Origin of the sequence: Streptococcus sanguinis SK49 (genome assembly GCF_000212815.1) — a bacterium.
In the GTDB taxonomy this organism is placed as follows: Bacteria; Bacillota; Bacilli; order Lactobacillales; family Streptococcaceae; genus Streptococcus; species Streptococcus sanguinis_C.
The window spans coordinates 605,414-629,874 of the sequence record NZ_GL890985.1 but is presented as its reverse complement, the minus strand read 5'-3'; the positions used below and the strand labels follow the sequence as shown (position 1 = coordinate 629,874).

22 protein-coding genes are annotated in these 24,461 nt (G+C 45.0%); 3 read left to right on the top strand and 19 right to left on the bottom strand.

Features of this window, described 5'->3' with window-relative positions; all coding sequences use genetic code 11:
• Positions 1-57: 57 nt before the first annotated feature.
• The 12 genes from HMPREF9380_RS07820 to rsmH all read right to left on the bottom strand — a co-directional run bounded on the left by HMPREF9380_RS07820 (position 58) and on the right by rsmH (position 12,222).
• Positions 58-540, bottom strand: a complete 483-nt coding sequence (locus HMPREF9380_RS07820; protein ID WP_002932558.1) for a GNAT family N-acetyltransferase — start codon at positions 538-540, stop codon at positions 58-60.
• A gap of 125 nt (positions 541-665) precedes the next feature.
• Complete coding sequence (gene nadE, locus HMPREF9380_RS07825; RefSeq protein WP_002932556.1) at positions 666-1,490, bottom strand: ammonia-dependent NAD(+) synthetase; 825 nt, start codon at positions 1,488-1,490, stop codon at positions 666-668.
• Positions 1,487-2,947 carry a nicotinate phosphoribosyltransferase gene (locus tag HMPREF9380_RS07830; protein ID WP_002932554.1) on the bottom strand — a complete coding sequence of 487 codons (1,461 nt, stop codon included), beginning with the start codon at positions 2,945-2,947 and terminating at the stop codon, positions 1,487-1,489. The genes nadE and HMPREF9380_RS07830 overlap by 4 nt, the downstream gene beginning before the upstream one ends.
• 107 nt (positions 2,948-3,054) lie before the next feature.
• Positions 3,055-3,969 carry a thioredoxin-disulfide reductase gene (trxB, locus tag HMPREF9380_RS07835; RefSeq protein WP_002932551.1) on the bottom strand — a complete coding sequence of 305 codons (915 nt, stop codon included), beginning with the start codon at positions 3,967-3,969 and terminating at the stop codon, positions 3,055-3,057.
• A gap of 65 nt (positions 3,970-4,034) precedes the next feature.
• A complete protein-coding gene (locus HMPREF9380_RS07840) occupies positions 4,035-4,259 on the bottom strand; it encodes a DUF4059 family protein (protein WP_002893522.1) in 225 nt (74 codons plus the stop codon).
• A gap of 171 nt (positions 4,260-4,430) precedes the next feature.
• Entirely contained in the window at positions 4,431-5,174 is a 744-nt protein-coding gene (locus HMPREF9380_RS07845; RefSeq protein ID WP_002896944.1) for an amino acid ABC transporter ATP-binding protein, read from the bottom strand.
• The gene (locus HMPREF9380_RS07850) at positions 5,174-5,983 is read right to left on the bottom strand and encodes an amino acid ABC transporter permease (protein WP_002893524.1); all 810 of its coding nucleotides are present in this window, start codon (positions 5,981-5,983) and stop codon (positions 5,174-5,176) included. Before HMPREF9380_RS07850 ends, HMPREF9380_RS07845 begins: the two co-directional genes overlap by 1 nt.
• Positions 5,984-6,229: 246 nt before the next feature.
• Entirely contained in the window at positions 6,230-7,573 is a 1,344-nt protein-coding gene (locus HMPREF9380_RS07855; RefSeq protein WP_002932549.1) for a DEAD/DEAH box helicase, read from the bottom strand.
• Positions 7,574-7,677: 104 nt separating this feature from the next.
• The gene (mraY, locus tag HMPREF9380_RS07860) at positions 7,678-8,661 is read right to left on the bottom strand and encodes a phospho-N-acetylmuramoyl-pentapeptide-transferase (RefSeq protein WP_002908147.1); all 984 of its coding nucleotides are present in this window, start codon (positions 8,659-8,661) and stop codon (positions 7,678-7,680) included.
• Between the two features lies 1 nt (position 8,662).
• Positions 8,663-10,951, bottom strand: a complete 2,289-nt coding sequence (pbp2x, locus tag HMPREF9380_RS07865; RefSeq protein ID WP_002932547.1) for a penicillin-binding protein PBP2X — start codon at positions 10,949-10,951, stop codon at positions 8,663-8,665.
• Entirely contained in the window at positions 10,941-11,264 is a 324-nt protein-coding gene (gene ftsL / locus HMPREF9380_RS07870) for a cell division protein FtsL (protein WP_002893529.1), read from the bottom strand. The genes pbp2x and ftsL overlap by 11 nt, the downstream gene beginning before the upstream one ends.
• A 7-nt stretch (positions 11,265-11,271) precedes the next feature.
• Positions 11,272-12,222 carry a 16S rRNA (cytosine(1402)-N(4))-methyltransferase RsmH gene (rsmH, locus tag HMPREF9380_RS07875; RefSeq protein WP_002932546.1) on the bottom strand — a complete coding sequence of 317 codons (951 nt, stop codon included), beginning with the start codon at positions 12,220-12,222 and terminating at the stop codon, positions 11,272-11,274.
• 199 nt (positions 12,223-12,421) lie between these two features.
• Here rsmH and HMPREF9380_RS07880 point away from each other — a divergent pair, with 199 nt between their 5' ends.
• From HMPREF9380_RS07880 to HMPREF9380_RS11895, 3 genes are read left to right on the top strand one after another with little or no spacing between them, the layout of a single operon-like run.
• Positions 12,422-12,637, top strand: a complete 216-nt coding sequence (locus HMPREF9380_RS07880; protein ID WP_002896937.1) for a helix-turn-helix transcriptional regulator — start codon at positions 12,422-12,424, stop codon at positions 12,635-12,637.
• A 47-nt stretch (positions 12,638-12,684) separates the two neighbouring features.
• Complete coding sequence (locus HMPREF9380_RS07885) at positions 12,685-13,227, top strand: DUF3278 domain-containing protein (protein ID WP_002932545.1); 543 nt, start codon at positions 12,685-12,687, stop codon at positions 13,225-13,227.
• Entirely contained in the window at positions 13,224-13,400 is a 177-nt protein-coding gene (locus tag HMPREF9380_RS11895) for a hypothetical protein (RefSeq protein ID WP_002932544.1), read from the top strand. Before HMPREF9380_RS07885 ends, HMPREF9380_RS11895 begins: the two co-directional genes overlap by 4 nt.
• Before the next feature lie 67 nt (positions 13,401-13,467).
• On the opposite strand, the gene HMPREF9380_RS07895 is transcribed toward HMPREF9380_RS11895, so the two are convergent.
• From HMPREF9380_RS07895 to HMPREF9380_RS07925, 7 genes are all read right to left on the bottom strand, one after another.
• Positions 13,468-13,725: a DUF896 family protein gene (locus HMPREF9380_RS07895; RefSeq protein WP_002914290.1), complete on the bottom strand. Its 258-nt coding sequence runs from the start codon at positions 13,723-13,725 to the stop codon at positions 13,468-13,470.
• Positions 13,726-13,747: 22 nt separating this feature from the next.
• Positions 13,748-15,787 carry a glycine--tRNA ligase subunit beta gene (gene glyS, locus HMPREF9380_RS07900; RefSeq protein ID WP_002932543.1) on the bottom strand — a complete coding sequence of 680 codons (2,040 nt, stop codon included), beginning with the start codon at positions 15,785-15,787 and terminating at the stop codon, positions 13,748-13,750.
• A 2-nt stretch (positions 15,788-15,789) separates the two neighbouring features.
• A complete protein-coding gene (gene glyQ / locus HMPREF9380_RS07905) occupies positions 15,790-16,707 on the bottom strand; it encodes a glycine--tRNA ligase subunit alpha (protein ID WP_002893545.1) in 918 nt (305 codons plus the stop codon).
• A 200-nt stretch (positions 16,708-16,907) separates the two neighbouring features.
• A complete protein-coding gene (locus tag HMPREF9380_RS07910; protein WP_002932542.1) occupies positions 16,908-17,669 on the bottom strand; it encodes a hypothetical protein in 762 nt (253 codons plus the stop codon).
• Positions 17,670-17,983: 314 nt separating this feature from the next.
• Complete coding sequence (locus HMPREF9380_RS07915) at positions 17,984-22,504, bottom strand: S8 family serine peptidase (protein ID WP_002932541.1); 4,521 nt, start codon at positions 22,502-22,504, stop codon at positions 17,984-17,986.
• Positions 22,505-22,830: 326 nt separating this feature from the next.
• Positions 22,831-23,916 (bottom strand): HigA family addiction module antitoxin, encoded by a 1,086-nt coding sequence (locus HMPREF9380_RS07920; protein ID WP_002932540.1) that lies wholly within the window; start codon positions 23,914-23,916, stop codon positions 22,831-22,833.
• Positions 23,909-24,247 (bottom strand): type II toxin-antitoxin system RelE/ParE family toxin, encoded by a 339-nt coding sequence (locus HMPREF9380_RS07925; RefSeq protein WP_002932538.1) that lies wholly within the window; start codon positions 24,245-24,247, stop codon positions 23,909-23,911. Before HMPREF9380_RS07925 ends, HMPREF9380_RS07920 begins: the two co-directional genes overlap by 8 nt.
• Positions 24,248-24,461: the final 214 nt, after the last annotated feature.

Sequence of the window (24,461 nt, the reverse complement as noted above, 5' to 3'; positions counted from 1 at the left end):
CATCTATTATAGAACTTTAAAAGAGGAGCGCAAGTAAAAAGGCTAGACAAAAGAGTCCTAGCCTTTTTCTAAATCGGATTTTAGGATTCCATAGACGGAAAAATCTTTGACTTGTCCTTTATGAAATACAGCCTGACGGAAAGTTCCTTCGTAGCTCATGCCAGCTTTGGCCATGACACGTCCCGAAGCTGGATTAGCTGTTACAAATCTTGCTGTGACACGATTGAATCCTGCGTCTTGCAAGAGATAGTTCAAAACAGCTTTCAAAGCTTCTGTCATCAGCCCCTGCCCCCAATAGTCTTTACTTAAAATGTAACCGACCTCGCAATCATTGACCGTATCATCTCTATCAACCACACTGATATCACCAAGCACTTGTTCAGGATTTTCCTGCAGGCAGATGGCCCACTTGTAAAAATCCATGTTTTGATAATTCTCAACCCAGCGAGCAATAGACTGTTGGGTGACTTCAGGACTCTCGTGAGCATCCCAGGTCACATGCAGTAAATTATCTGGACGAGAAGCCCAGCTGTCATACATAGCTTAAGCATCCGATTCCAGAAAAGGTCTTAGCAAAAGACGTTTGGTTTCAATGGACCGTGTACCAATCTTTTTCATAACTTCCTCGTTTCTTAGCGCAAACTAAAAAGTTTCAATAGAGATTTTCACTTCCAAAATTCATCAAAAACTGTAATCGGCAAATGCCGTTTGTGCTGGCCTTTATGCCACCATGATTCGATAGTTTCTTGGGCTTGGGCTGAAACGGACTTGCCTTCGAGGTAGTCGTCAATTTCATTGTAAGTCACGCCCAGAGCGACTTCATCCGCAATCCCAGGCTTTTCTTCTTCCAAATCAGCCGTCGGCACCTTTTCATAGAGAGCCGGATCCGCTCCTAAGGCGGCCAAAAGCTGCTTACCTTGACGCTTATTGAGACGGTAAAGTGGTAAGATATCTGCTCCACCATCTCCAAACTTGGTGAAAAAGGCTGTGACATTTTCTGCTGCGTGATCAGTCCCAATGACAGCTCCGCTGTATGAACCAGCCAAAGCATACTGGGCAATCATACGGCTGCGGGCCTTGATATTGCCCTTGTTAAAATCAGAGACTTTGGCCCCCGTTGCCTCCACAGCCTTTGTCATAGCATCAGCAGATTCCTTGATATTGACTGTCAGACTGACATCAGGCTTGATAAAGGCCAGAGCCTTTTGGGCATCATCTTCATCTGCTTGAACACCGTAAGGCAAACGAACTGCGATAAAGCGATAGCTATCATCTCTAGTTTCAGCCCGCATTTCCTCTACAGCCAGCTGAGCTAAGCGGCCAGCCAAGGTTGAATCCTGACCTCCAGAAATTCCTAAAACATAAGTTTTCAAAAAAGGGTGCTTTCTCAGATAGGCCTTGAGAAAGTCCACCGACTTGCGGATTTCTTCCTCCGGGTCAATCACTGGTTTGACGCCCAGTTGAGCGATAATTTCTTCTTGTAGACTCATTTTTCTGCTCCTGTCTGGTAGGCTTTCTTGCGCATCTGGTCAATCAAGTCCATCTTATCCTGCCAGATATCTCTAGCCAGGTCAACTGGATAATCCTGTGGATTGAGAACCCGCTTGTACTCGTCCCAGAGTTTATCAAATTCCTTACGGGCATAGGCTTGAATCTCAGTCAGAGTCGGCTGTTCATAGACCAAATTTCCTTCTTGGAAAATGTTCACTAAAAGCGGTACAGCATCAAAATTTTTGACTGTTTTATTGATATAGGTATAGGTCGGATGGAACATTTCCAGCTCTTCCAAGCCATTGACATCAAGGCCATCATAGGTAATGTAGTCTCCCTCAGACTTCCCTTTTTCGCGGCTGGTAATGCGCCAAACCTGCTTCTTACCTGGTGTAGAAACTTTTTCAGCATTATTGGACAGCTTGATGGTATTGCGCAATTCTCCATTCTCATCTTCAATAGCAACAATCTTATAAACTGCTCCTAAAGCCGGCTGGTCATAGGCCGTAATGAGCTTGGTTCCCACACCCCAGACATCAATCTTAGCTTTTTGCATTTTCAAGTTGAGAATGGTATTTTCATCCAGATCATTGGACGCATAAATCTTAGCATCAGGGAAGCCAGCTTCATCTAATTGCTGCCGAACCTTCTTAGAAATATAGGCAAGGTCTCCCGAATCAATGCGGACTCCCAGAAACTTAATCTTGTCTCCTAGCTCACGCGCCACCCGAATGGCTGCCGGAACACCTAGACGCAATGTATCGTAAGTATCTACTAGGAAAACACAGTTATGATGAGTCTCAGCGTAAGCTTTAAAGGCTTCATAATCATTTCCATAGACTTGAACGAGAGCATGGGCATGCGTTCCCAAGACTGGAATATCAAAGAGCTTGCCAGCCCGAACATTGCTGGTACCGTTCGCTCCGCCAATCACCGCAGCCCTAGTCCCCCAAATAGCAGCATCCATTTCCTGGGCTCGGCGCGTACCAAACTCCATCAGTGGCTCATCTTCGATAACAGAGCGGATACGGGCTGCCTTAGTGGCAATCAGGGTCTGAAAATTAACGATATTGAGCAGGGCAGTCTCAACCAGCTGACACTGAGCTAGAGGACCTTCCACCTGCACGATTGGCTCATTGGCAAAAACCAAATCACCTTCCTGAACAGACCTTACTGTCAGGCTCATCTTGAGATTTCGCAAATAATCCAAAAACTCTCCATGATAGCCCAAGGATTGCAAATAATCTAAATCGCTCTGGCTGAACGTCAGATTATTGAGATAGGAAATAATTCTTTCTAAGCCCGCAAAGACAGCGTAGCCGTTATTAAAAGGATTCTTACGGAAAAAAACTTCAAAAACTGCACGCTTGTTGTGAATATTTTGCTTGAAATAAACCTGCATCATGTTGATTTGGTACAAATCAGTGTGCAGAGTTAAACTATCATCTGGGTACATCTTCTTGCTCCTTTATGCTAGATACCTTATATTATATCATAATTCCAAAAAAGCTAAGCAAATCCTGTCAACTCACTTGAATAGACACACTTGCTTAGCTTATATTTTTATGCTTGCTCTGTAAGATATTTGTAGGCTTCCTGACTGGCAGTGGCACCATCGCCAACAGCTGTCGTAATCTGGCGCAGGTCTTTCTGGCGAACATCACCAACAGCGTAAATGCCTGCTACTGACGTTTTCATCTGATGGTCCGTCAGAATCCAGCCAGCCTCATCAGTGATACCCAAGTCCGCAGCAAATTCGCTAACTGGATCTAGGCCAACATAGATAAAGATACCGCCAAACTCTGCCTGACTAAGCTCACCTGTATTGACATTCTTGAATGTTACACCAGTCACCTTACGCTCATCACCATGGATACTTTCCACTACAGAATCCCAGACAAAGCGAATCTTTTCGTTGGCAAAAGCACGATCCTGCAGCACTTTTTGTGCTCGCAGCTCATCGCGACGGTGAACAATGGTCACACTTTTTGCAAAGCGCGTCAGGAAAATAGCCTCCTCTACAGCCGAGTCACCACCACCGACAACCAGCAGATCTTCATCACGGAAGAAGGCGCCGTCACAGACCGCACAGTAGGAAACCCCGCGGCTGTTGTAGTCTTCCTCACCAGGAACCCCCAGATGACGATGATTGGCACCGGAAGCAATGATGACTGTTTTAGTTTCAAAACGCTCATCTTCAGTAATGATTTCCTTGAAATCACCTCGGTCTTCAATTTTTTCTACTAGGCCAAATAAATGTTCAACCCCCAGATTCTCAAGAGGCTCAAACATTTTCTCTGCTAGCTCAGGACCACTGATATTGGCATATCCTGGATAGTTTTCAATGTCAGCAGTATTGTTCATCTGACCACCAGGAATACCACGCTCCAGCAGGGCAACTTTTAGATTGCTGCGGGCTGCATAGAGGGCAGCGGTCATGCCGGCAGGTCCAGCTCCAATAATAATTGTATCGTACATAACTCTTCTTTCTCCTTGTTGTAACTAGAATTATTCTAACAACTTTTCTACAGTTTTACAAGCATTTAAGCTTTTAGGACAATGAGCAGGCCCAACGTCGCAAAAGACAGGACTGGAATCGTCATAATGACAATCAAAAGGACATCATACAGATGACTCTGGCGCTCCTTGGCTGTCTTGTCCTTGCGGCGAATCATCCGCAGTCCAATCCATAAACCCGCAATGATCCCTACACCGACTGCTGTGTAAAGCAGACTCTCGATATAAAGTGCAAATATTTGATCTAACATGTCAACTCCTCAAAGGTCAATCAGCCTCATAGTGTAAAGAAAGGGAACAACTCCAAATTTAGCCGTCAGCATAAAACACCCACTAGACAAGAAAGCCTGCTCCACAGCACGCTGAGACTGAAAACAAACTCAGCTGGTATAGCCAACTGAGCCTTCACTGTCTCTATTATATCAAATATAGGTCCGTTTGTAACTAGCAAAAAATTCCTTGGTTCTTTCTTCCTTTGGATGATGGATAATTTCATCTGGTGTACCAGACTCTATGATTTTCCCCTTGTCCAAAAAGAGTACTCTATCGGCCACCTGAGCGACAAAGGACATATCATGACTGACCAGAATCATGGTCTGGCCAGACTTAGCCGCATCAGCGATCGATTTCTCTACTTCTCCGACCAACTCGGGATCCAAGGCCGAGGTCGGCTCGTCTAGCAAAAGAACATCTGGATTCATAGCCAAAGCCCTTGCTAAGGCTACCCGCTGCTTCTGACCGCCTGACAGATGTCTAGGATAGTGATTTTCTCGGTCTGACAAGCCAACTTTTGCTAACTCTTCCTTGGCTATCTTAGTCGCTTCTTGGTCTGACAGTTTCTTAACTACCAGCAGACCTTCCTTGACATTTTCCAGAGCTGTCCGACGGGAAAAGAGGTTAAACTGCTGAAAAACCATGGCTAGCTTGCGGCGCAGCAGCAAAATCTCATCTTTAGAAATGCTTGAAAAATCCACTTTGAAACCGTCGATAGCAATCTTTCCGCTATCTGGCTGTTCCAGATAGTTGAGGCTGCGGAGGAAGGTTGACTTCCCAGCACCTGAAGAGCCAATCAAAGCTACTACTTCACCTTTTTGAATGTCCAAACTGAGATCATCCAGAACCTTTTGACCTGAAAAAGTCTTACTTAAATGTGAAATATTAATCATCAGATTCCTTCTCCTTCTGCTTGCTGAAGCGATTCAAATTTATCCGGCTGTTTGATATCCATCATCTTTTCGATCCAGCGGCCAAGCTGCTCAATGAGAATATTGACTGCCCAATAAATCAGCGAAACCGAAATAAAACGCTCAAAGTAACGGTAGTCCGCCCCCGCGATAGCCTGTGCCTTGGCAAAAATTTCCACTACACCGGCACTAAAGGCCAGAGAAGTTCCCTTGGTTAAGCCAATCAGGGAATTAATCAGACTAGGTGTCGCCACTACTGCTGCATTGGGGATAATGACACGCATATAAACCTGCTTGTTGGTCATCCCTAAGCTGCGAGCAGCCTCGATTTCTCCCGGATCTACGGACAAGATTGCTGCCCGGATGGTCTCACTAGCATAAGCCGCTTCGTTGAAAGCAAAGGCAACAATCGCAAATACAGACGCTGGAATCTCGTTGATATTAAAGCTTGTGCCATACTTCTGATTGATGGCCTTCAGCAACAAAGGAATCCCAAAATAGGTCAGCATGAGCTGGACTAGAAGAGGTGTTCCTCTCAGAAAGCTGACAAAGAAAGCCTGAATCGGATACAGGACTTTAACCCGATTAATCTTGACGATAGCAAAAACCATGGCAAGCAGAATACCAAAGACTGCACCACCCGCTGTCAAGAGAAGGGTGATTGGCAGATTTTGCAAAATGCCGGGAATAGCCTCAAAAACAGCCCTTAAACTAAATAATTTACCATCTGGAATGAACTTGAGGAACTCCTCATACCAACCAGTTGTCAGAAGATAAGTTGTAACCACCATTATTACTTCCTTTTCTTGATAATGAAATATTTTAACATAATTCTGGAACAAAACAAAGAATTTGCTTCGCTTTTACTGTCTTTTAGCAGTCAAAACGTGAGTAGCTAGTGCAAATCTCGTGTTCCTAAATATCAAATAAGCCACACTAAGCCCAATATAAAAATAGACTAGTTTCACTAGTCTATCATATCTATCTCATAAAGACTAATATATTTTTCTTATCACAGCGATAAGAAAAGTATATCACTAAAAGCTTTGGCGCTTAGCCTTACGCTCTGCCCGACCACGTGCACGATTCTCTGCTCGCTTAGTTTTGCGGCGCTTTTCGTTCACTGCCCACTGGATTTTTTTCTTGTAGCCTGGTTTGATTTTTTTCTTTTTCTTCTTGACCAGCCCCAGCATTTCCGTGTCCAGCTTCTCCCGACTCTTTTCCCGATTGGCCCGACGGTCTCGGTCGTAGGTATCCTGGAACTCGTCATCTTTTATCATCTTGGGAATGAACTTAATCCCCATCTTTTCTAACTCCCGAATATCTGAGTCATCACTCGGCTGGTAGAGAGTAATGGCTGTACCGCGAAGACCATTACGGCCGGTTCGGCCTACCCGATGGACAAAGAAAGACAAGTCCTGAGGAATGGCATCGTTAATAACATGACTGACACCTTCGATATCAATCCCCCGCGCTGCCAAGTCAGTAGCAACAATATACTCAAAATCCAGATTCTTGACCTGATTCATGATACGCTTGCGCTCCCGCGGAGCAATATCGCCATGAATTTTAGCAACTTTGAGCCCTTGAGCTGTCAGATAGCTGTGCAGTTCATCTGCCCTCGTCTTGGTATTAACGAAAATCATAGCCAGATAAGGCTGCAGGAGCTGACTGATTTGATAAATCTGGGCATTCTTGTCTCGTCCCTTGGTTGACAGAAGCCAGTTTTCAATGGTGTCCGCAATGACCGTCTTGGTCTTAATCTGCTCAATGACTGGATTAGACAGGTATTTTTTCAAAAAAGGCTGGAGCTTCTGCGGAATGGTCGCTGAAAAAACGAGAAACTGCAGGTCTTTTGGCAGCCGGCCAGCAATCTTATCAACCGTCGCCAAAAAGCCCATGTCCAGTGTCATATCTGCCTCGTCAACGACAAAGGTCTTGGCCTTGTGAATAGCCAAATCGCCAGACTCTACCAGGTCATAAATCCGCCCAGGCGTTCCGATGACGATATGAGGCTGACTGGACTCTAACTTCCCAATCTGACGAGCTTTGTCCGTCCCACCAACATAGTTAGCCACCCGAATCTCTTTTTCAGAAAAGCTAGCCAACTGACGAGCAGCCTGATAAATCTGTGCTGCCAGCTCCCGACTTGGGGCTGTAATGACAGCCTGCACACTGTCTGCCTCCTCATCCAGCATTTGAAAGATTGGCAGCAAAAACGTGTGGGTCTTACCAGAGCCTGTCTTGGACTCCCCGACCAAATCCCGACCAGACAATACCACCGGAATCAGCTTCTCTTGGACTGGAGTCGCTTCAACGAAGTTCAGATCCCTGAGCGCTTCCTGAATATAATCTTTAAACTTAAATTCTGTAAATTTCATCTTGTCCTCTATTCTATTATCCTAACTATTATACCAAAAAATTGACCATCCTGCTTACCCTCAAATCTAAGAAGCAGAAAAGCGAGCCAGAGACTCGCTTCTTGCTATAGATATAGGATAGCTAGGGTCAAAAGACTGCCCACGATACCGATTCCCCAGAAGAAGAAATCGACCTTCCACTCGCTCCACTCCTTGCCGTGGCCAGTTAGGCCTCCCAGCTCAAAGTGGTGATGAACCGGAGTCATCCGGAAAATCCGCTTGCCGCCGGTCAGCTTGAAGTAAGTCACCTGCATCATGACAGAGGTCGTTTCAAACACATAGACGATACCAATCAAGAGCAGGGTCCACTCTTGGTGAAGGGAAATGGAGATAGCAGCCAGCATACCGCCCAAAGCCAGACTTCCTACATCGCCCATGAAGATTTTAGCGGGCTTGTGGTTGAAGACAAAGAAGCCTAGCAAACCGCCAATCATACTAATGATGACAATCAAAATATCAAAACGCTTCTGCTCGACAGCAATCACAGCATAGGCCACCAAGCTAATGACCACCGAAATGCTGGCCAAACCATCAATTCCATCCGTCAGATTGACAGCATTGGAGAAGCCAATCAGCCAAAAAAGGACGAAAAAGACATAGAGGAAGCCTATCTGGACAGGAATGGTGAAGATATTCAGTTGATCACCTGCACCGTGCTGATTGTAAAAGAAGTAAAAGACAACTCCGCCGACCAGCTGCAGAAACAGTTTCTGCTTGGGATTTAGGCCCTCGTTAATCTTACGAAACACCTTGAGAAAGTCGTCCAAAAAGCCGACAACGCCATACAGGACCAAGATAAAAAGAATCATGATGAGGCCGTTTGACAGCTGATGCGAAAACAGACCGATAACAAAGCTGGCCAAAACAGATGTCAAAAGAAAGACAGTACCACCCATAGTTGGCGTTCCGGCCTTGGCCTGATGCTGCTTAACATCTTCGTGCATCTGTTGGCCTGTGATACGAGCCTTATGGTAAAAACGAATAAAGGCAGGAATGCCGATGATAGTTAGGATAAAAGTTACGATTCCTGCAATAAGAGCAATAAGCATATTAGTCTCCCATTGTAATTGTTATTTTCTTGAGATTTTTCAGCGAAGTATTGGTCTTTTCGCTCTGCTTGACGACCTTGGAGCCCTCTCCTTTGAAAGTGACTTCAATGCCCTGCCACTTCGCAAAACGTTCAACATTGGCCTTGGTCCAGCCATACATATCAGGCAGACTTTCTAAATCATCTGACAAGATCAAAACCTGCTGGTTGGCCTTGAGATTTTTGCCCTCTTTAACAGATACTTTTTTAATCTTGCCACCTGTTCCCAGCACAATTGGCTGGACGAGGTTGCGGCGCAATTCATCTGCCAAGCCGCCAGGACTGACTTGATGTTTCAGACCTAGTTGCTTGGTCAAATCTTCCAGTGATGGCATTTTATAACTGGTTTCTTCAGTGACTGTTTCAAGAGCTGGAGTTGTCTCTGTCGTCAGATTAAGACTGTCTTTGAGAGCGACAGCTTCTTCCAAGACCGGATTGACCACTTCCTGCCAGAATATAGGCTGGAATTTTTCCTCAGGCTGCTGAACTGTCACATACATGATAAATTCAGGATTTTCTGCCGGCGTCATGGCAACAACCGAGTAGATATAGTCGTTCTCGCCCTCTAGATAACCATTTTCAGAAGCGATCTGAGCGGTCCCTGACTTGACAGCGACATTCTGACCGGCCACTTGAATGACGGGTTCTCCACCGACATTCAGGGTTCCTTTGTAGGGGTCTGTTCCGACCTGAACCATATAATCCCGAGTGGTTTGAGCTGCTTTTTCTGAGACAGGATTTCCGATAATTTCCGTCGCAGTCTTACGAGCTGTATTGGTTTTAGGATCATGGATAGCATTGATAAACTTAGGCTCTACCATGACGCCGTCATTGGCAACGGACGAGAAGGCACGCAACATCTGCACCTGGGTCACACCAATCCCTTGACCGAAGGAACTCATGGCAATCGTAACATAGTTATCACCTGGCAAGGAGCCATAGGTTTCATTGCCCATCCCAAAGCGGGTCGGCAGACCAAACTTAAACTTACTCAAGTAGTCCAGCCACTTGTCATTGCCCATCTTCTGCTCCAGAATGGTCATACCGACGTTACTGGAATAGGTAAATCCTTGGGCAAAGGTCAGGGTTTCCCCTTCTGAAATCCCCATGTTGACGTTCCAGTCCCGAATGGTCGCATCCATGACCTTGTATTCTCTACTGTCATAGGTATCATTAGGATTAAAGCTGCCATTATCAATAGCTGAAGCTAGAGTCATAACTTTCATAGTAGATCCTGGCTCGTACTGACCTTGATAGAGCATGGTGTTCCAGTTGCCCAGATTTTTCTCATTCAAACCTTCCTTGGTATCGGCATTATAGGTCGGCCTTTGAGAGGTAGCTAGGATTTCACCAGTCTTAGCACTGACCAAGGTCGCATTGACAAACTTGCCTTTGACTTTTTCCTGAAAGGCGTTCATCCGCGTTTCTAGGTAGGTTTGCAAATCAGCCGACAGCGTTGTATAGACATCCTTGCCGTCCTCTGCTTGTACAGAGACCTTTTCTGACCCAGGTACAACATTACCATTTCGGTCTTTTTCATAGGTCACAACCCCATTCTGACCAGCAAGAATCCTATCCAGTGCCTGCTCCATGCCAGAAGTCCCTTTCAGCGTCTTATTGCCTTCCTTATCCTCCTGCAGCTGGGCCAGACCGATAAACTGGGAGGCAAAGACACCGTTGCTATAACTGCGGTTAGGACTGGTAGTAAAGTCAATCCCTTCAATACCAGCAGCTTCAAAGGCTTCCCGCATGGCATTCATATTACTGTAGGTAATGCCATTGCCCTGTGCCCCGAAGGAAACCTGCTTGAGATTTTTCTGAGACAGCTGGGTTTTGACGTAGTCCTTATCCAGTTCTAGGTATTGATTGAAAATCTCTGCCACCTTATCGTACTGGGATTCTTCCACATAAAGAATCTTGCCGGTAGCTGACTTGTAACTCTTGTCAATAATGGCATAAACATTATAAGTCGTGGCATCCTCTGCAATGGGAACTCCATTTCGGTCATAGATTGTTCCCCGTCGGGCAGCGACTGTGACCGTCTTTTGATGGACTACCTCTGCACCCTTTGATAGATTAACACCGAACTTCTGGTCTGTCCCAATAATAATGGCAAAATTAATCAAGAAAACGAAAAAGAGAAAGATAGCTAAGATACTCATGCTCTTTCCCACTTGCCGCCGATTGTATTCAGGGGTTTGCCTATTTTTCAGGGCGTATTTTTTAATTCTTTCAAAAATTCTATTCTTCATCCGTTGAACTCACTGTTTTACGATTTCCCTTCTGGAGTTTCATATCCTGAGAGCTGGCTAGTTGGGACAGCCTTTCATAGCGGGTTAGTTCATTGACTTCCTGCTTGATGTCGGCCAACTCTGTCTGCTCTGCTTCGATCTGTGTATTGACTTCCGTCAAATCCCGATCCACTTGCAATAGCTTGGTCTGCATAAAGACGATGCTGACCGCTAAAATAATGGCAGTTAAAACGATAGAGCCGTAAAAGGCCTTCTCAACTCGGGAAAATTTTCGCATCTGATCTTGAAGCGGGTTTGGTCTTTTTTCTGACATTTCTTCCTCACTTGTGTATCTTACGGGCCACGCGCAGCTTGGCAGAATGAGCCCGGTTATTGCTTTCTAATTCTTCTTTACTTGGTAAAATTGGTTTGCGGCTGACCAGCTCCAGCTTAGGCTGCAGTTCATCTGGGATAAAGGGCAAGCCCTTTGGAACATCCACTGTCGACGCCTCCTTAAAAAGCTGCTTGGTCAGACGATCTTCCAGCGAATGAAAAGTAATGACCGCAATCCGGCCGTCCACTGCCAGCAAATCAATAGCCTGCTGAATAGACTCATCCGCAGCGCCCAGCTCATCATTGACCTCAATCCGAATGGCCTGAAAAATCTGCTTGGCTGGATGGCCTTTCTTCTTCAGCTCCTTAGCTGGCTTGGCTGACTTGATAATCTCAGCCAGTTCTGTCGTTGTTTCAATAGGCTTGACACTTCTAGCCTGCTCAATCTTGCGAGCAATCTGCTTAGAAAACTTATCTTCGCCGTATTTAAAAAAGATTCGTACTAAATCCTGATAGCTATAATGATTGACAACCTCAAAAGCTGTCAAGGCTGCATCGCAGTTCATGCGCATATCCAAAGGCGCATCCTGTTTATAGGAAAAACCACGCTCACGCTGATCCAGCTGAGGGCTGGAAACGCCTAAATCATAACAAATCCCATCAATTTCTTCTACACCGGCTTCTTGCAAACGGCTCTTGAGGTGGCGGAAATTATCCTTGATAAAGGTCACCATCCCCCGCTCTATATAAGGAGCCAAGCGCTTTTTAGCATTGTCAATAGCCGTCTGGTCCTGATCAAAGGCATAAAGATGCCCTTCGTCTCCGAGCTGGCTCAAAAGATATTCGCTGTGACCAGCACCGCCAAGGGTCGCATCGACATAGATGCCGTCAGGCTTAACCGCCAGCTGGTCAACCGTTTCATGAAGAAGAACAGTAATGTGATGAAATTCGTTTGTCATATCTTACTTATTATATCACATTCAAAAGCAAAAAAAATTTAAAAGAAAAAGTAAGCGGATGAAATACTTTTTTAAATTTTTTGTCAGATATACTTGACACTTTTTCCGAAAAGTATTATACTAGCATAAAATAAAAGTCAAATATAACTGACAAACTTACTGAAAGTTATCAGTTATAGAATTAGAAAGGAAGGGTGTAATGAATCGTGTCAAAGAATTTCGAAAAGAAAAAAAGATGTCTCAGCTAGAGTTGGCTAAGTCTATCGGGGTATCGCGGCAAACTATCAATATGATTGAAAATAACAAATACAACCCCACCCTCGAGCTCTGTATCAATCTGGCTAGAGCGCTGGATACTGACCTCAACGCCCTCTTTTGGGAGCCCCAGCTGACAGATGAAGATTCTGAGGACTAAGAATTTTTCCCTGCAGCAAATTTCATACCTAAAGAAAGGACACAAACATGAAAAAAGAAACATTCTCAGACAAGATGATTAAACGATTTTACGGCATTACTGGACCTTTGGACGAGCAAAAGCGCCAACAGGCTGAGCATCTAGGAAATATAGGCTTTATCTGGCTTTTCTTTATTCTGATTTTTGGCAATGCCATCGCCTTTCCCCTAGCCTTTCGCTGGCCCAAAATTATCGCTGTTGCCTATCCTATCCTGCTGGAAATCCTTATCCTCGGCTTCTGTGTCTATATAGTCATTCAAGCACGGCGCAAAGGAATTGATGAGCTAGAGCTAGGACTTCAGGATGAAAAAGAAGAAAAAGCTATGAAACATGCTGGTCTCAAAGCAGGCTTCTCTTATTGGTTGCTCTTTTATCCTCTCTTCGGCATCATGATAGCTGTCATGGAAAAGAAAGATATCCTGCAAGTTTTGCTTCAGCCTAAACTCATTATAACTGGATTAGCCGCAGGCCTTGGATTTGGACTGATTATGCATTTCATTGCCAAAGGAAAGATTCGTCAAGCACAAAAAAAGGAGGAAGAAGACCTATGAGACTCAATCTCAAAGAAAAAATGGATTTAGGGATTCTATGCCTCATTATTGCCATCGCTGCTTATTTCTTTTTCCGTATCACAGAGCCTTGGATTTTCTGGCTGGATGTAGCAATCATCGCTAGCTGCATCTATGTAGCTCTCCGTATTTTGAAAAAACGTAAACAAGAATAAAAGAATCCCTCGACAGGAACTTTCTAGCTTCCTAGCGAGGGATTCTTTTATTTATATTTATATCTACTTAAGACTCTGGGTCATCCAGACTACGGCCGTGAAGGCCTTTCTCGCGCTGAACTTGACGCAATTTTTCAGGAGTGATATCATTGCCAGCTTCATCAACAATCTTGATGCCTTCAATGTGGTGGCGAACAGAGCGACGGTAGCCCTCGATATACTCTTCACGAAGCTTGGCTTGTTCCACTTTTTCCTCAGCAGTTAAGCCTTCCGTTTTTTTCTTTTTAGCCAGTTCATTAATACGGGCAATTTTTTTAGGATCCATGACTCTACCTCTCTCTTACCTTTTATTTGGTATTAATCTGATTAAACTGAGCCAGCTGTCCAGCCTTGGCCGTCAAAGACGCAAGGAGTGCTAGGCGGTTGTTACGCACAGTCTCATCTTCTGCCATGACCATGGTATGGTCAAAGAAAGCATCAATAACTGGACTGAGAGCAAAGAGTTGGTCCAAATCGGCAGCTAAGTCAGATGTCAGTTCCACTTCTTCAATGGCCGCAGCCAAGTCTTTTTCCTCTTGATTTTCAAAGAGAGCCGGATTAACAGCTGTCTTCCCTTGGGCTTTCTCAGCTAGATTAAAGACCCGAGACAGGCTTTCGACTGCTGACTTGAAGTTATCTTCCTGAGCTTTTTCTGCTAGAAGCGCAGCTGTTTCTACCAAATCACGTACGACAAAGTGAGTGCTTTGAAGAACAGCCGTCACGATGTCTTTTGGAATGCTGCGATCCATCATCTTCTCAACGCGGGCACGGAAGAAGTCTAGCACAGCCGCTTGATTGTCATAGCTTAAGCTATCAAACTTGAGTTCGTAAAGTCGACCAAGAAGCTGAGCCAAGTCAATGTTCCAGCCAAACTTGTCCAAGATACGCACGACACCCTGAGTGGCACGGCGCAGAGCATAAGGGTCATTGGAACCGCTCGGAATCAGTCCAACTGAGAAGAAAGACAAAATGGTATCCAGCTTATCAGCCAGAGACAAGACAGCACCGACCTTAGTATCAGGCAATTCTCCATCGGCTGAAGTCGGCATATAGTGCTCCCGAATGGCAGCTGCAACTGCAGCATTCTCACCAGCCAGAAGAGCATACTTCTCACCCATGATACCTTGCAACTCATCAAATTCCCCAACCATACCAGTCAGCAAGTCAAACTTATAAATAGCCGCTGCACGAGCCAAGTCAGCTGTCTCATCAGCATCCAATCCTGCTTCTTGCGCCAAGAGAGCAGCAATCTTGCCAGTCCGCTCCATGTGCTCTGCCAGAGAGCCAATCTTTTCGTGGAAGGTCACATTGCTCAGCTTTTCAACCAAGTCGGCAATAGCTAGTTTTTGGTCTTCCCGCCAGAAGAATTCCCCATCTTCCAGACGAGCCACCAAGACTTTCTCATTTCCCTTGATGACATTTTCTAAATGCTCTGCATTTCCATTGCGAACAGAGATAAAGTGTGGTAAAAGTTTGCCTTCAGCATCGCGCACAACAAAGTAACGCTGGTGCTCTTTCATGGAAGTTACCAAGACTTCCTCAGGCACCTCTAAGTATTTGGCGTCAAAATTACCTAAGAAAGCAGTTGGATATTCTACCAGATTCAACACTTCATTGAGCAAGTCTTCGTCAATTTCGATAGAAACCCCGTGCTCCTCTTCCAGTGCTCGAATCTGCTCGACAATCATATCTCCCCGCTCAAGAGGACTGGCAATGACAAACTGAGCCCGTAGATCGTCTTCATAGGAATCTGCTGAAGCAATCTCTGTTTCTTTCCCCAAGAAACGGTGTCCACGGCTAGTACGGCCGCTCTTGATGTCCAAGAAATCCAAGTCAAAGGCCTGCTCATCTAAGAGCACAGTCAAGGTGTGGACCGGGCGGATGTATTCAAAGGTGTTGTTGGCCCAGTGCATGCTGACAGGGAAGGTCAAAGCTTGCAGAACTTCCGTTACTGCTGGGATGATTTCTTCTACCGGACGGCCGATTTCTTCCTTGGTCACATAGACGTATTCTTCGCCCTTAATTTCGCGGAAAGTAATGTCCTCAACCGTCAAGCCCTTGCCACGAACAAAGCCTTCTGCAGCCTTGGTAAAGTTGCCATCAGCATCAAGCGCGATTTTCTTAGAAGGGCCTTTGAAATCTTCGGTCAAATCAGACTGCTTGTCCGCCAAGCCAACCACGCGCACCGCCAGACGACGAGGTGTAGAGAACATTTCAATTTTCTCAAAGGTCAGACGATGGTCTGTCAGAAAGGCTCCCATCTTGTCGCGCAGCTGCTTCATGCTCGGTGTCACGACATAGGCTGGCATTTCCTCCAAGCCTAATTCAACTAATAAATTTTTTACCATGATTATTCTCCCTCCTCTGCCAAGAGTTTCTCGCGAGTCTCTGCATCCAAAAGTGGATAGCCCAGACGCTTGCGCTCAGCCACAAAGGTCTTGGCCACAACACGCGCCAGATTACGAATACGGGCAATGTAACCAGCCCGCTCTGTCACAGATACGGCTCCACGCGCATCCAAGAGGTTAAAAGTATGCGAGCATTTGAGAACATAGTCATAGGCTGGGTGCACTAGATGCTCGTCCAGACAGCGCTTAGCTTCCGCTTCAAACTTCTCAAAATTCCCCAAGAGCAAGTCTTGGTCGCTGACCTCAAAACTGTACTTAGAATGCTCATACTCAGGATGAGTGAAAATTTCACCGTACTTAACACCATCAGCCCACTCAATGTCGTAAACTGAGTCCACTTCTTGGATATAAGAAGCCAGACGCTCCAGACCATAAGTCACCTCAGCAGTCACCGGCTGAGTTGGCAGACCTCCGACCTGCTGGAAGTAGGTGAACTGAGTAATTTCCATACCATCCAGCCAAACTTCCCAGCCCAGACCAGCCGAGCCAGTTGAAGGATTTTCCCAGTTATCCTCAACAAAGCGGATGTCGTGCTCCAGCGGATTGATGCCCAAGAGTTCCAAAGACTGCAAATAAAGTTCTTGGATATTGCTTGGAGATGGCTTCATGACCACCTGAAATTGATGGTGCTGGTAAAGACGGTTGGGATTTTCCCCATAGCGTCCATCTGCCGGCCGGCGAGACGGCTCTACATAGGCCGCATTCCAAGGCTCTGGTCCAATAGCCCGCAGGAAGGTATAGGGACTCATCGTTCCCGCCCCCTTCTCATTATCATAAGCCTGCATGAGCATACAGCCCTGGTCATTCCAGAACTGTTGTAGAGTCAGGATAATTTCCTGAAAGGTTAATTTCTTAGACATTATTTACTCCTTTAGTTTGTTTAGATTTCTTGCGAAGCGTTCAAAAGGGAACGATTATTTCCCTTTTGAAAAGCTAGTACATCGCCTAGACAAACCGCCTCATAGCGGTTGTCGTTAGTCAATCGAACCTTTAGGTTCGCAATTGACTTTGGCGAGGTGAAAGGTAAGTTTCTTGGACATTAGTTACTCCTTTAGTTTGTTTATATCTCTTTGTCTATTATTTTCTGCTGTATGAACCAATCCAACAAGGGAAGTGTTTTATCCGTGTTTGCCCACCGATGATAAGAATCAAAGACCGCTTGCACACTGCCTAGATTTTCTACTAGCTTGTCGACGGTCAAAAAACTGCGCCAGTATTCGTAAAAAATACTAGCATAATTCCCTTGATAAGTTGAAGTGCCGAAATCATTCAATGAGTGCCAACCGTACTTTTTCTGAAAGAGCTCAACAAGAGACTGATTACAAGCTTTTTCCACTCGAAATTCCTCATCTGTAAAGAAATACTTGCGGCTAATATACTCAACCATCCCTTCTTCAAACCAGATATAGGCACCGTATCCATCAAAGTCATCTAAAAAATGCTCCGACCAATGAGCTAACTCATGGCCCACAATCTGCAAGAGAGAATTTTCAGACAAAGACTGATAGTGGTTTGCTATTGCTTGAGTTTGGTGAGAGGACTCGTAATTCTCTAACTGAAGGAGATACAAATCTTTCCAAATCGTCAATTCGGGAGTCATAACCATCCGCCTATCATTTGTATAGGCTGGTACAGGAATTTCCCGAATGATCTGCGTAGCAGAATCAAAATCGGACCAAATGATGGCTTGCGGCAAATCATAAACCGCAAACTCGTCTCTTAAAAAAGCCAGATAATCCTGCAACTTTGCGGCATTCTTTGCGACGAAATCTCGAAAAGCTGCTAATTGGTTCTCGTCTTTTACAAGATAAAGGTTCTCCACGAATCTCCTTTCTTTCGAACAATAGACTCAGTACGCAAAAGAACCACATCCGACACTCCTAGGCTATTTCACCTAGGGGCGTCAAGACGCGGTTCCACCCTAATTTATTACTTCATTACTTTAAAAATTATAACCGAAAGCGCCATCTGCACTGCTTCCCTATCCGGCTCACACTATCCCGAACTCGCTAAAAAGTAGACAATGAGAATTCTTTCTAAAAAAGATTATAGCAGAAAATAGGGTCAATGTAAAATACTTATCGAAAAATCCCTCAAGTTTCAACTTAAGGGATTTTTAACCGACTTGAAAACCAATTAGACTTGTTTAGGTTTTTTCGGTTTTACTACTCTTGGCTTTCTGCCATCAAGTTTTCTCTTGGCTGCTCTGAGGTTGGCAATGGCTTCTTTGACATCTTCCTGGCTAGCACCTGGATTAGCTAAAACTTCCTTAGCCTGTGCATAAGCCTCTAGATAAGCCGCCTTCACCGTATCAGTCGCATAGATAAACTTATTGCTGATGGCTTGGTAATGTACCTCATCATTGACTAGCTTCTTGAGATTAGTAAAGTTAGTCTCCTTACCATCCAGCTTCTTCTCTGCTGTAGTCAGCTGAGTTAGGGCTGTATCGATTTGCTCCTGGGTCACCTTGTCCTGCACCAAGAGCAGAGCAACTGCTTGGAATGCCTTGTCATAAGCACGGCGATTCCTATCCTTAGCATTGGCATAAGCACCTGTCTTAGTGGTAGCCGCATAAGCCTCTACTGCCGCTTTAACCGCAGCAATATCAGAGTCCTTGCCATCTAGATTAGCAGATGCTGTTTCTAGTTTCGCTCTTACGTCATCAACTTGCGCTTGGGTCAGTTTGCTTGTCAAAGCTTCCTTGGCTGCTTGATATGCTTGGTCGTAGGCTGTGCGCTTCGCTGCAGAAGCATTGTAATACTGAGCAGCGCCGACCAGACTAGACTGCTGATTGACAGCTGCCAGCAAGCCTGACTTGACGATAACCCCCAGCTTCAGCAGGTTATTCTTGCCTTCTTTGACCTCGACAGTCGGCTCATTTTCCCAGAGCTCATAGCCAGTCGGCAGGTTGACAAAGACAGAGTAGAATCCAGCTGCTACAGATCTTCCGAAGGCATGCTTACCAAACAGTTCTGCTGGAAGCGTATAGGCATCGCCATTATTATTCTTGAGAACCACTTGGGTATTCTTCGGAACAGCTTGATCAAAGGCAACGCTGACCGGTGCAAAGACCAGCTTCTTGACTAGAAACTCAATCGTCTTAAAGCTATCTTGGGCTGTCAGCTCAAACTCCTGAGTCAGATCGCTGTAGAAACGAAGCCCATCCTTATCATAAGTAAAGATCTCTGCTGTATAGCGGCCAAATGGCAGAGCGTTGATTTGCTTGCCCTTGTCCAGTTCGACATACTTGCCCTTGCTATCCTTGATCCGATAGACAAAGGTCGACGATACATCTTGATGCGTATTAGCATCTACCAGAGCGACACGGATACGACCATCATTTTCAGCACTGACTAGGTCTGACAGAGCTATGGCATCACGGTTGCCTGCATAGTCCTCTACCACATAGAAAATCTTAGACTTGTCCACTCCTTTTGGCAAGGTGTAGCTGCCATCCGCATTGGCTGAGATGTAAACTCGACGCTCGTAATCACGCTCAACGCCAAAATCATCCACGGCTTTATAGGTCTCTTTCCCTTTTTCATCTGCCTGCAGATAGAAGACCTGTTCTCTCAAAATACCGCCGTTTCCAACATCTTTTGGCTTGCGAGCCGTAAAGGTTTCCGCACCATCCTTGGTACTGATATAGCCTGAACTAATCAAAGGTTTCTGCGTATCGATCTGCAGCTTAAAGCTAATCTGCTGCTCTTTAGCACCTGGTACATCTGGCGTATAGCGAACCACATAGGTATAGAGGCCATCTTCCAGCTTATCACCCTTGCTGTCACGACCATCCCAGTATGTATCTTCTAGTAGGTAGGACTTAGGATTGTCTGACTGTCCACTATAATAGTTCTTGCGGCCTTCTCTAATCGTGCTGCTCTGCCAGATTGGGAAGCGATAGTCCTTATCATCTGCCGTATAGACACTAGCTGTCAGATTATTGATATTGCGATAGAGAACTGTCCGATACTGGATGCTGTCCTGATTACCATCACCATTAGGTGAGAAGGCCAGACGAATCTTACCATCCGCTCCCAGCTGCAGCACATGCTTACCATCAGCATTTTCTGCAGTTCCCAGTACAATTGAGCTGCGAGCAGCTGTTCGACCGGTAGAGTAGAGTGTATCACTTGACTCTGTCACAAGGGAAGAGACATTGTCATCAGATAGGATACTCTTGTCCTCTGGCACTGGGTAATAGAAGCCTGACTTGCCTTCTTGGACTAGATTATAGATTGGTCTTTCTACAGCTGGCAGATCTTGGAATTGCCCACGGAAGCCCATGAATGGCAGACTAACCACATCGCCATCATCTGCTGGATCGACAAAGCGGACAAAGCCTTCTAAGAAATAACCATTCGGCATCTGCTTGATCAACTCTTCCGCAAACTTAGCTGTATTTACCTTGACCGTCACTTTCTGGCTGCTATGAGCCTTGACAGTAACTTCTGGCCAGACTGTTTCGGTTAGTTTGCGAGGTGTCAGAGTAAAGTAGCCATCCTTGACCGCATCTGTGTTGGTATTGACAATCATCTTCAGCGTCCGGTCCTTATCAGTGATATTATGAACCGTAACATCAAAAGTGAAGCTGTCTTGAACATTGCCCAAGGAAACGCTAGGATATTGATTATCCCCTGTCACATAGAGGCCGGTAGAAATAGCCGCTGCCGTATCCACAATACCAGCACCCTGCTGACGCGGAGAGGTGTAGACACCAGTTTCCTTGTTGACGTGCAGCTTAGCTGTTGACATGATGAGGGCTTTAACCAAATCGGCATTCTGGGCAGGTGTTAAGTCTGGATAGTGCTGAAGGAGATATTCCTTGACCAGAGCCGCCACACCAGCCACATGAGGCGTAGCCATACTGGTTCCCTTCATAGAGCCATAGGTATTGTCATTAAGCGAAGAGTAAATATCGCCACCTGGTGCTGTCACATCTGGCTTGAGCAAGCCATCTGTCGTGACACCCCAACTGGAGAAATCAGACAGACTACCTGCTCCTGGATGCGGCCGATTGACCTTAAGACCATTAAAGACCACCTTGTAATTACCAGCTGCCAAAGCCTCTCCATATTCCTTGCTGATAAAGGCTGACGGAACCTTTTTAGATTCACTGTCCAGGCTCATCGTTAGGTTAGCTCCGTCGACATTATTGTAGATTAGAGCACCAACAGCACCATGGCTGATGGCATTTCTAACCTTTTCAGCGAAGGTAAAGGAACCACGCTGGATAAGAGCCAGCTTCCCTGTCAGATCCTTACCAGCAAAGTCCTCTTCACGACCAAGACCAACATGGACATACTCATATTCCTTGCCCTTTTCAAAGGTTGCATTTGTTTCACCCATGGAGTAGCTGAAATGACCGTTCAAAAGCTTATCGTTCTTTTCCAGACCACGAACTTCCATGACTTCCTCTGTCAGAACAGTGTTATTGACAGAAGCGACTGAGATAGAGCTTTCTGCTGTTGAAGGACTACCAACTAGACCATAGTCTGGATTTTCAACCAGCGGTTTAGAGTATTCACTTCCGAAGGTGTTGTCATTACCTGCCGCAATGATCACACTCACTCCCTTAGCTCGAGCGCGCTCAATAGCCGCCTGCAGACTAGGGCTGACATCAACCGTCGAACCTGTTGCTGAGCCTAGACTCATATTGATGGTATCAGCTCCCAGAGCTACTGCATCATCAATGGCTTTGATATAGATAGCGTCGCTAGTTGTGCGTTGACGGTCTGAGAAGACCCGCATAAACATAACTTGTGCTTCTGGCGCAACACCATAGACATACTCATCATTAGGAGCTTTCTTGTTGGGATTTCCCGCTGTAATCCCTGTGACGTGCATACCATGTGAGTAACTGTTCTTTTCCTTGACATTGTCATCACCGTCGATATAGTTATAGGCATAGACAACCTTGTTGTTGTACCATTTCCCGTAGTCAATACCGGCCTTTTTCTTAGCCTCTTCCAAAGCCGCCTCTGTCTGATACTTGGCCTTTGACGGGTCAGAGATCTTCAGAACCTCATGATGGACATCCAGACCTGAGTCGATAATGGCTACCACACGGCCTTGACCTTTATAGCCTTGAGACCAGGTCTGAGGAACCTTGATGATCTCATTGGTACTGATGCTGCTTGGTTTAGCGTCCCGAGAAGTTGGTGACTCTGCTACTGCATCAGGTTTAGATGCTGGCTTGTCTGAGTTTGCGGCTGCCGGAGACTCTACAGTCGGACTAGCCGGAGCTGTTGGCTTGGTCTCTGTGGCAGATGGCTGAGTTACTTTCTCAGCACTTGAAGAAGCCTCTTCTGATGAAGAAGTCGCTCCTTTTTCTACAGGAGCTGCAGCTGCTTCCTTAGCCTCTGCCGTAGAAGGCTGGCTAGCCTGCTCTGTACTTGAAGCTACCGATTCAGAAGAAGCTGGTGCTGCTTTCTCCACAGGGGCTGGACTTATCGGCTGAGTCTCAGGTGTAGCTGCTTGAGAAGCAGGCTCAGTCGCTGATACCACAGCGGCAGTTGCCTGACCTTGCCCTGACGAACTAGCTGTCGTCTGCTCATCCGCCTGAGCCTGTCCAGCACCAAAAACCAGAGCAGTCCCCAGCAGAACAGAAGCCAAACCGAACTTGTATTTACGGAGTGAAAAACGTTGTCTTTGCATAGAAGTCTCCTTACTTTATTTATAAACCATATTATAATAAAAATTTTCTGACAATTCATACACTCCTAACAAATGTAACCAAAACGTAATAATGGCGAATGTTCTAGCCAAAAGCTGCTATATGATAAAGTTTCAAGTCTCTATTTATTTGAAATAAAGAATAAATACAGTTTAAAATCCGGAAATAAGAAAAACCAATCAGAACTAGCTCAGAATGCACCAGTTTGATTGGTTTGTTATGGGATGTTAATGAAATACTATTTCTCATTGATAAATAAGCAAACGGACTACTTCTTGGAATAAAATTCTCATAAGATCAAAAATTCTCAAGAAACAAAGGAATAGTTCTCTTTTAATTCTCTAAACTGCTCATATCCAAGGTACTGCTCCTTCTGCAAGCGTCCTAAGACAATACTAGGGTGAATATCTATTTCCTCAGCAAAGCAAAGGATATCTGACTTATCAAAGTTCCCTTTTTCAACAAAAGCTTGATAGTCTTCAGGTCTAATCAAGAGATCTTTTGCAAACTGGTCTGCCTGCTCCTCGGAACGAAGGTATGACTCACTATTTCCAGCATCAGATGAAAAATCATTCTCCAGAATATGCCCAATCTCATGAAAAAGTGAGAACCAGAAAATATCGGACGCTTTGTTTCGATCCGTGAGTAAAAGCAGCGCACTGCCATTTCCAAATTTTTTCGTAGCACCATTCAGATTTGCATTTGGCAAAGCTGGTAGACCAACTAAGACAACACCACAGTCTAGCAAGATATCAGACAAGCGTTGAGGAAAGACTTCTGGGTCTTGTCTGGTCAACTTTCTCAAGGCAGGCAAGCTTCTTCCTAGCTTTCTACGATTGAGCTTAGTAGTTGTTTTATCACGTGCTTTTTTAGATGCCAACTCCAGCATGACGTTGGAATTCACTATACTTTTAGGCGTAAACTCACGTGTATTCCGATAACTCACTAGATGATTGAAAGTTAAGAGGTTTTCTAAACTTGCAACACCTAGAATCTTGCGAAGTTCGACAATCTTTTCTTTCAAAGTATAGCGCTTTTCTGTAACATAGCCTTCTTCCTTAAAATACTTGAAATCAATCATCTCACAAATTTCTTTCTCGCTACCTTCTTCTAGCTCTTTTTGTTCTACAATCTCTGCCACTTTTACATCATAAGCATTTTGAAGATTGAGCCAGGTTTGCATGGAAACTCCGCTTAGCTTGGCTAACTTATGAGCCGTTTCCTTACTAATGGACTCCTCAGCATTGACCAGCTTGCTGACAGTCTTTGCTGAAACCCCCAAACGCTCCGCAAATTCTTTCTGCGTTACGTTATAATCTTCAATCAACTCTCCAACATACTGACCTGGATGAAAAGCAATCAGGTCTTTGTATTCAACAATTTTATTACTCATAGTGATTGCTGACCTCCTCTATTTTTAGGATTTCGATTTCAATGGGACTAGGAAATACCTTTTCTAGATCCTCGTCACGAAATTCCACAATCAACCGATAGGAACCCTTTCGACCATCTATATCTAAAGCAAACTGTCCTTGTCTCTTTCCCTTGAGTTGGTGAAAATGATATTTAGGAAAAGCTATCACACTAGCCAAGGAATCCGCCGCTTCTAAAAAGTTAATCAACTGATGCAACTTTACTGCAATCTTATCCGAAAAATCCTTTTTCGCCTGCCTCAGCTCTGTGCACTGCTTTTTAACAGTTTTGTTTGTATAGATAAGCTTCATATGCCCCTTTCGTTAAATTAAATTACCTTTTAGGTAATTTAATTATATCATCTTTAGACAATAAAAACCAGCCAAAAGTAATTTGGCTGGGTAGTCTTCCTGACGATTTCTGTCAGTGACTATACATCTTTAAAAGCATATAAGTTTCTAGAAATATTGAGATTGCAGGAATTATTCAACATTTTCTAAAAGAGGCTAATTAAGAACGATAAAA

Excerpts from the sequence above, each read along its gene's own strand:
- HMPREF9380_RS07820 (WP_002932558.1), bottom strand. The coding sequence starts at position 540 with ATGTATGACAGCTGGGCTTCTCGTCCAGATAATTTACTGCATGTGACC.
- nadE (WP_002932556.1), bottom strand. The coding sequence starts at position 1,490 with ATGAGTCTACAAGAAGAAATTATCGCTCAACTGGGCGTCAAACCAGTG.
- HMPREF9380_RS07830 (WP_002932554.1), bottom strand. The coding sequence starts at position 2,947 with ATGTACCCAGATGATAGTTTAACTCTGCACACTGATTTGTACCAAATC.
- trxB (WP_002932551.1), bottom strand. The coding sequence starts at position 3,969 with ATGTACGATACAATTATTATTGGAGCTGGACCTGCCGGCATGACCGCT.
- HMPREF9380_RS07840 (WP_002893522.1), bottom strand. The coding sequence starts at position 4,259 with ATGTTAGATCAAATATTTGCACTTTATATCGAGAGTCTGCTTTACACA.
- HMPREF9380_RS07845 (WP_002896944.1), bottom strand. The coding sequence starts at position 5,174 with ATGATTAATATTTCACATTTAAGTAAGACTTTTTCAGGTCAAAAGGTT.
- HMPREF9380_RS07850 (WP_002893524.1), bottom strand. The coding sequence starts at position 5,983 with ATGGTGGTTACAACTTATCTTCTGACAACTGGTTGGTATGAGGAGTTC.
- HMPREF9380_RS07855 (WP_002932549.1), bottom strand. The coding sequence starts at position 7,573 with ATGAAATTTACAGAATTTAAGTTTAAAGATTATATTCAGGAAGCGCTC.
- mraY (WP_002908147.1), bottom strand. The coding sequence starts at position 8,661 with ATGCTTATTGCTCTTATTGCAGGAATCGTAACTTTTATCCTAACTATC.
- pbp2x (WP_002932547.1), bottom strand. The coding sequence starts at position 10,951 with ATGAAGAATAGAATTTTTGAAAGAATTAAAAAATACGCCCTGAAAAAT.
- ftsL (WP_002893529.1), bottom strand. The coding sequence starts at position 11,264 with ATGTCAGAAAAAAGACCAAACCCGCTTCAAGATCAGATGCGAAAATTT.
- rsmH (WP_002932546.1), bottom strand. The coding sequence starts at position 12,222 with ATGACAAACGAATTTCATCACATTACTGTTCTTCTTCATGAAACGGTT.
- HMPREF9380_RS07880 (WP_002896937.1), top strand. The coding sequence starts at position 12,422 with ATGAATCGTGTCAAAGAATTTCGAAAAGAAAAAAAGATGTCTCAGCTA.
- HMPREF9380_RS07885 (WP_002932545.1), top strand. The coding sequence starts at position 12,685 with ATGAAAAAAGAAACATTCTCAGACAAGATGATTAAACGATTTTACGGC.
- HMPREF9380_RS11895 (WP_002932544.1), top strand. The coding sequence starts at position 13,224 with ATGAGACTCAATCTCAAAGAAAAAATGGATTTAGGGATTCTATGCCTC.
- HMPREF9380_RS07895 (WP_002914290.1), bottom strand. The coding sequence starts at position 13,725 with ATGGATCCTAAAAAAATTGCCCGTATTAATGAACTGGCTAAAAAGAAA.
- glyS (WP_002932543.1), bottom strand. The coding sequence starts at position 15,787 with ATGGTAAAAAATTTATTAGTTGAATTAGGCTTGGAGGAAATGCCAGCC.
- glyQ (WP_002893545.1), bottom strand. The coding sequence starts at position 16,707 with ATGTCTAAGAAATTAACCTTTCAGGAAATTATCCTGACTCTACAACAG.
- HMPREF9380_RS07915 (WP_002932541.1), bottom strand. The coding sequence starts at position 22,504 with ATGCAAAGACAACGTTTTTCACTCCGTAAATACAAGTTCGGTTTGGCT.
- HMPREF9380_RS07920 (WP_002932540.1), bottom strand. The coding sequence starts at position 23,916 with ATGAGTAATAAAATTGTTGAATACAAAGACCTGATTGCTTTTCATCCA.
- HMPREF9380_RS07925 (WP_002932538.1), bottom strand. The coding sequence starts at position 24,247 with ATGAAGCTTATCTATACAAACAAAACTGTTAAAAAGCAGTGCACAGAG.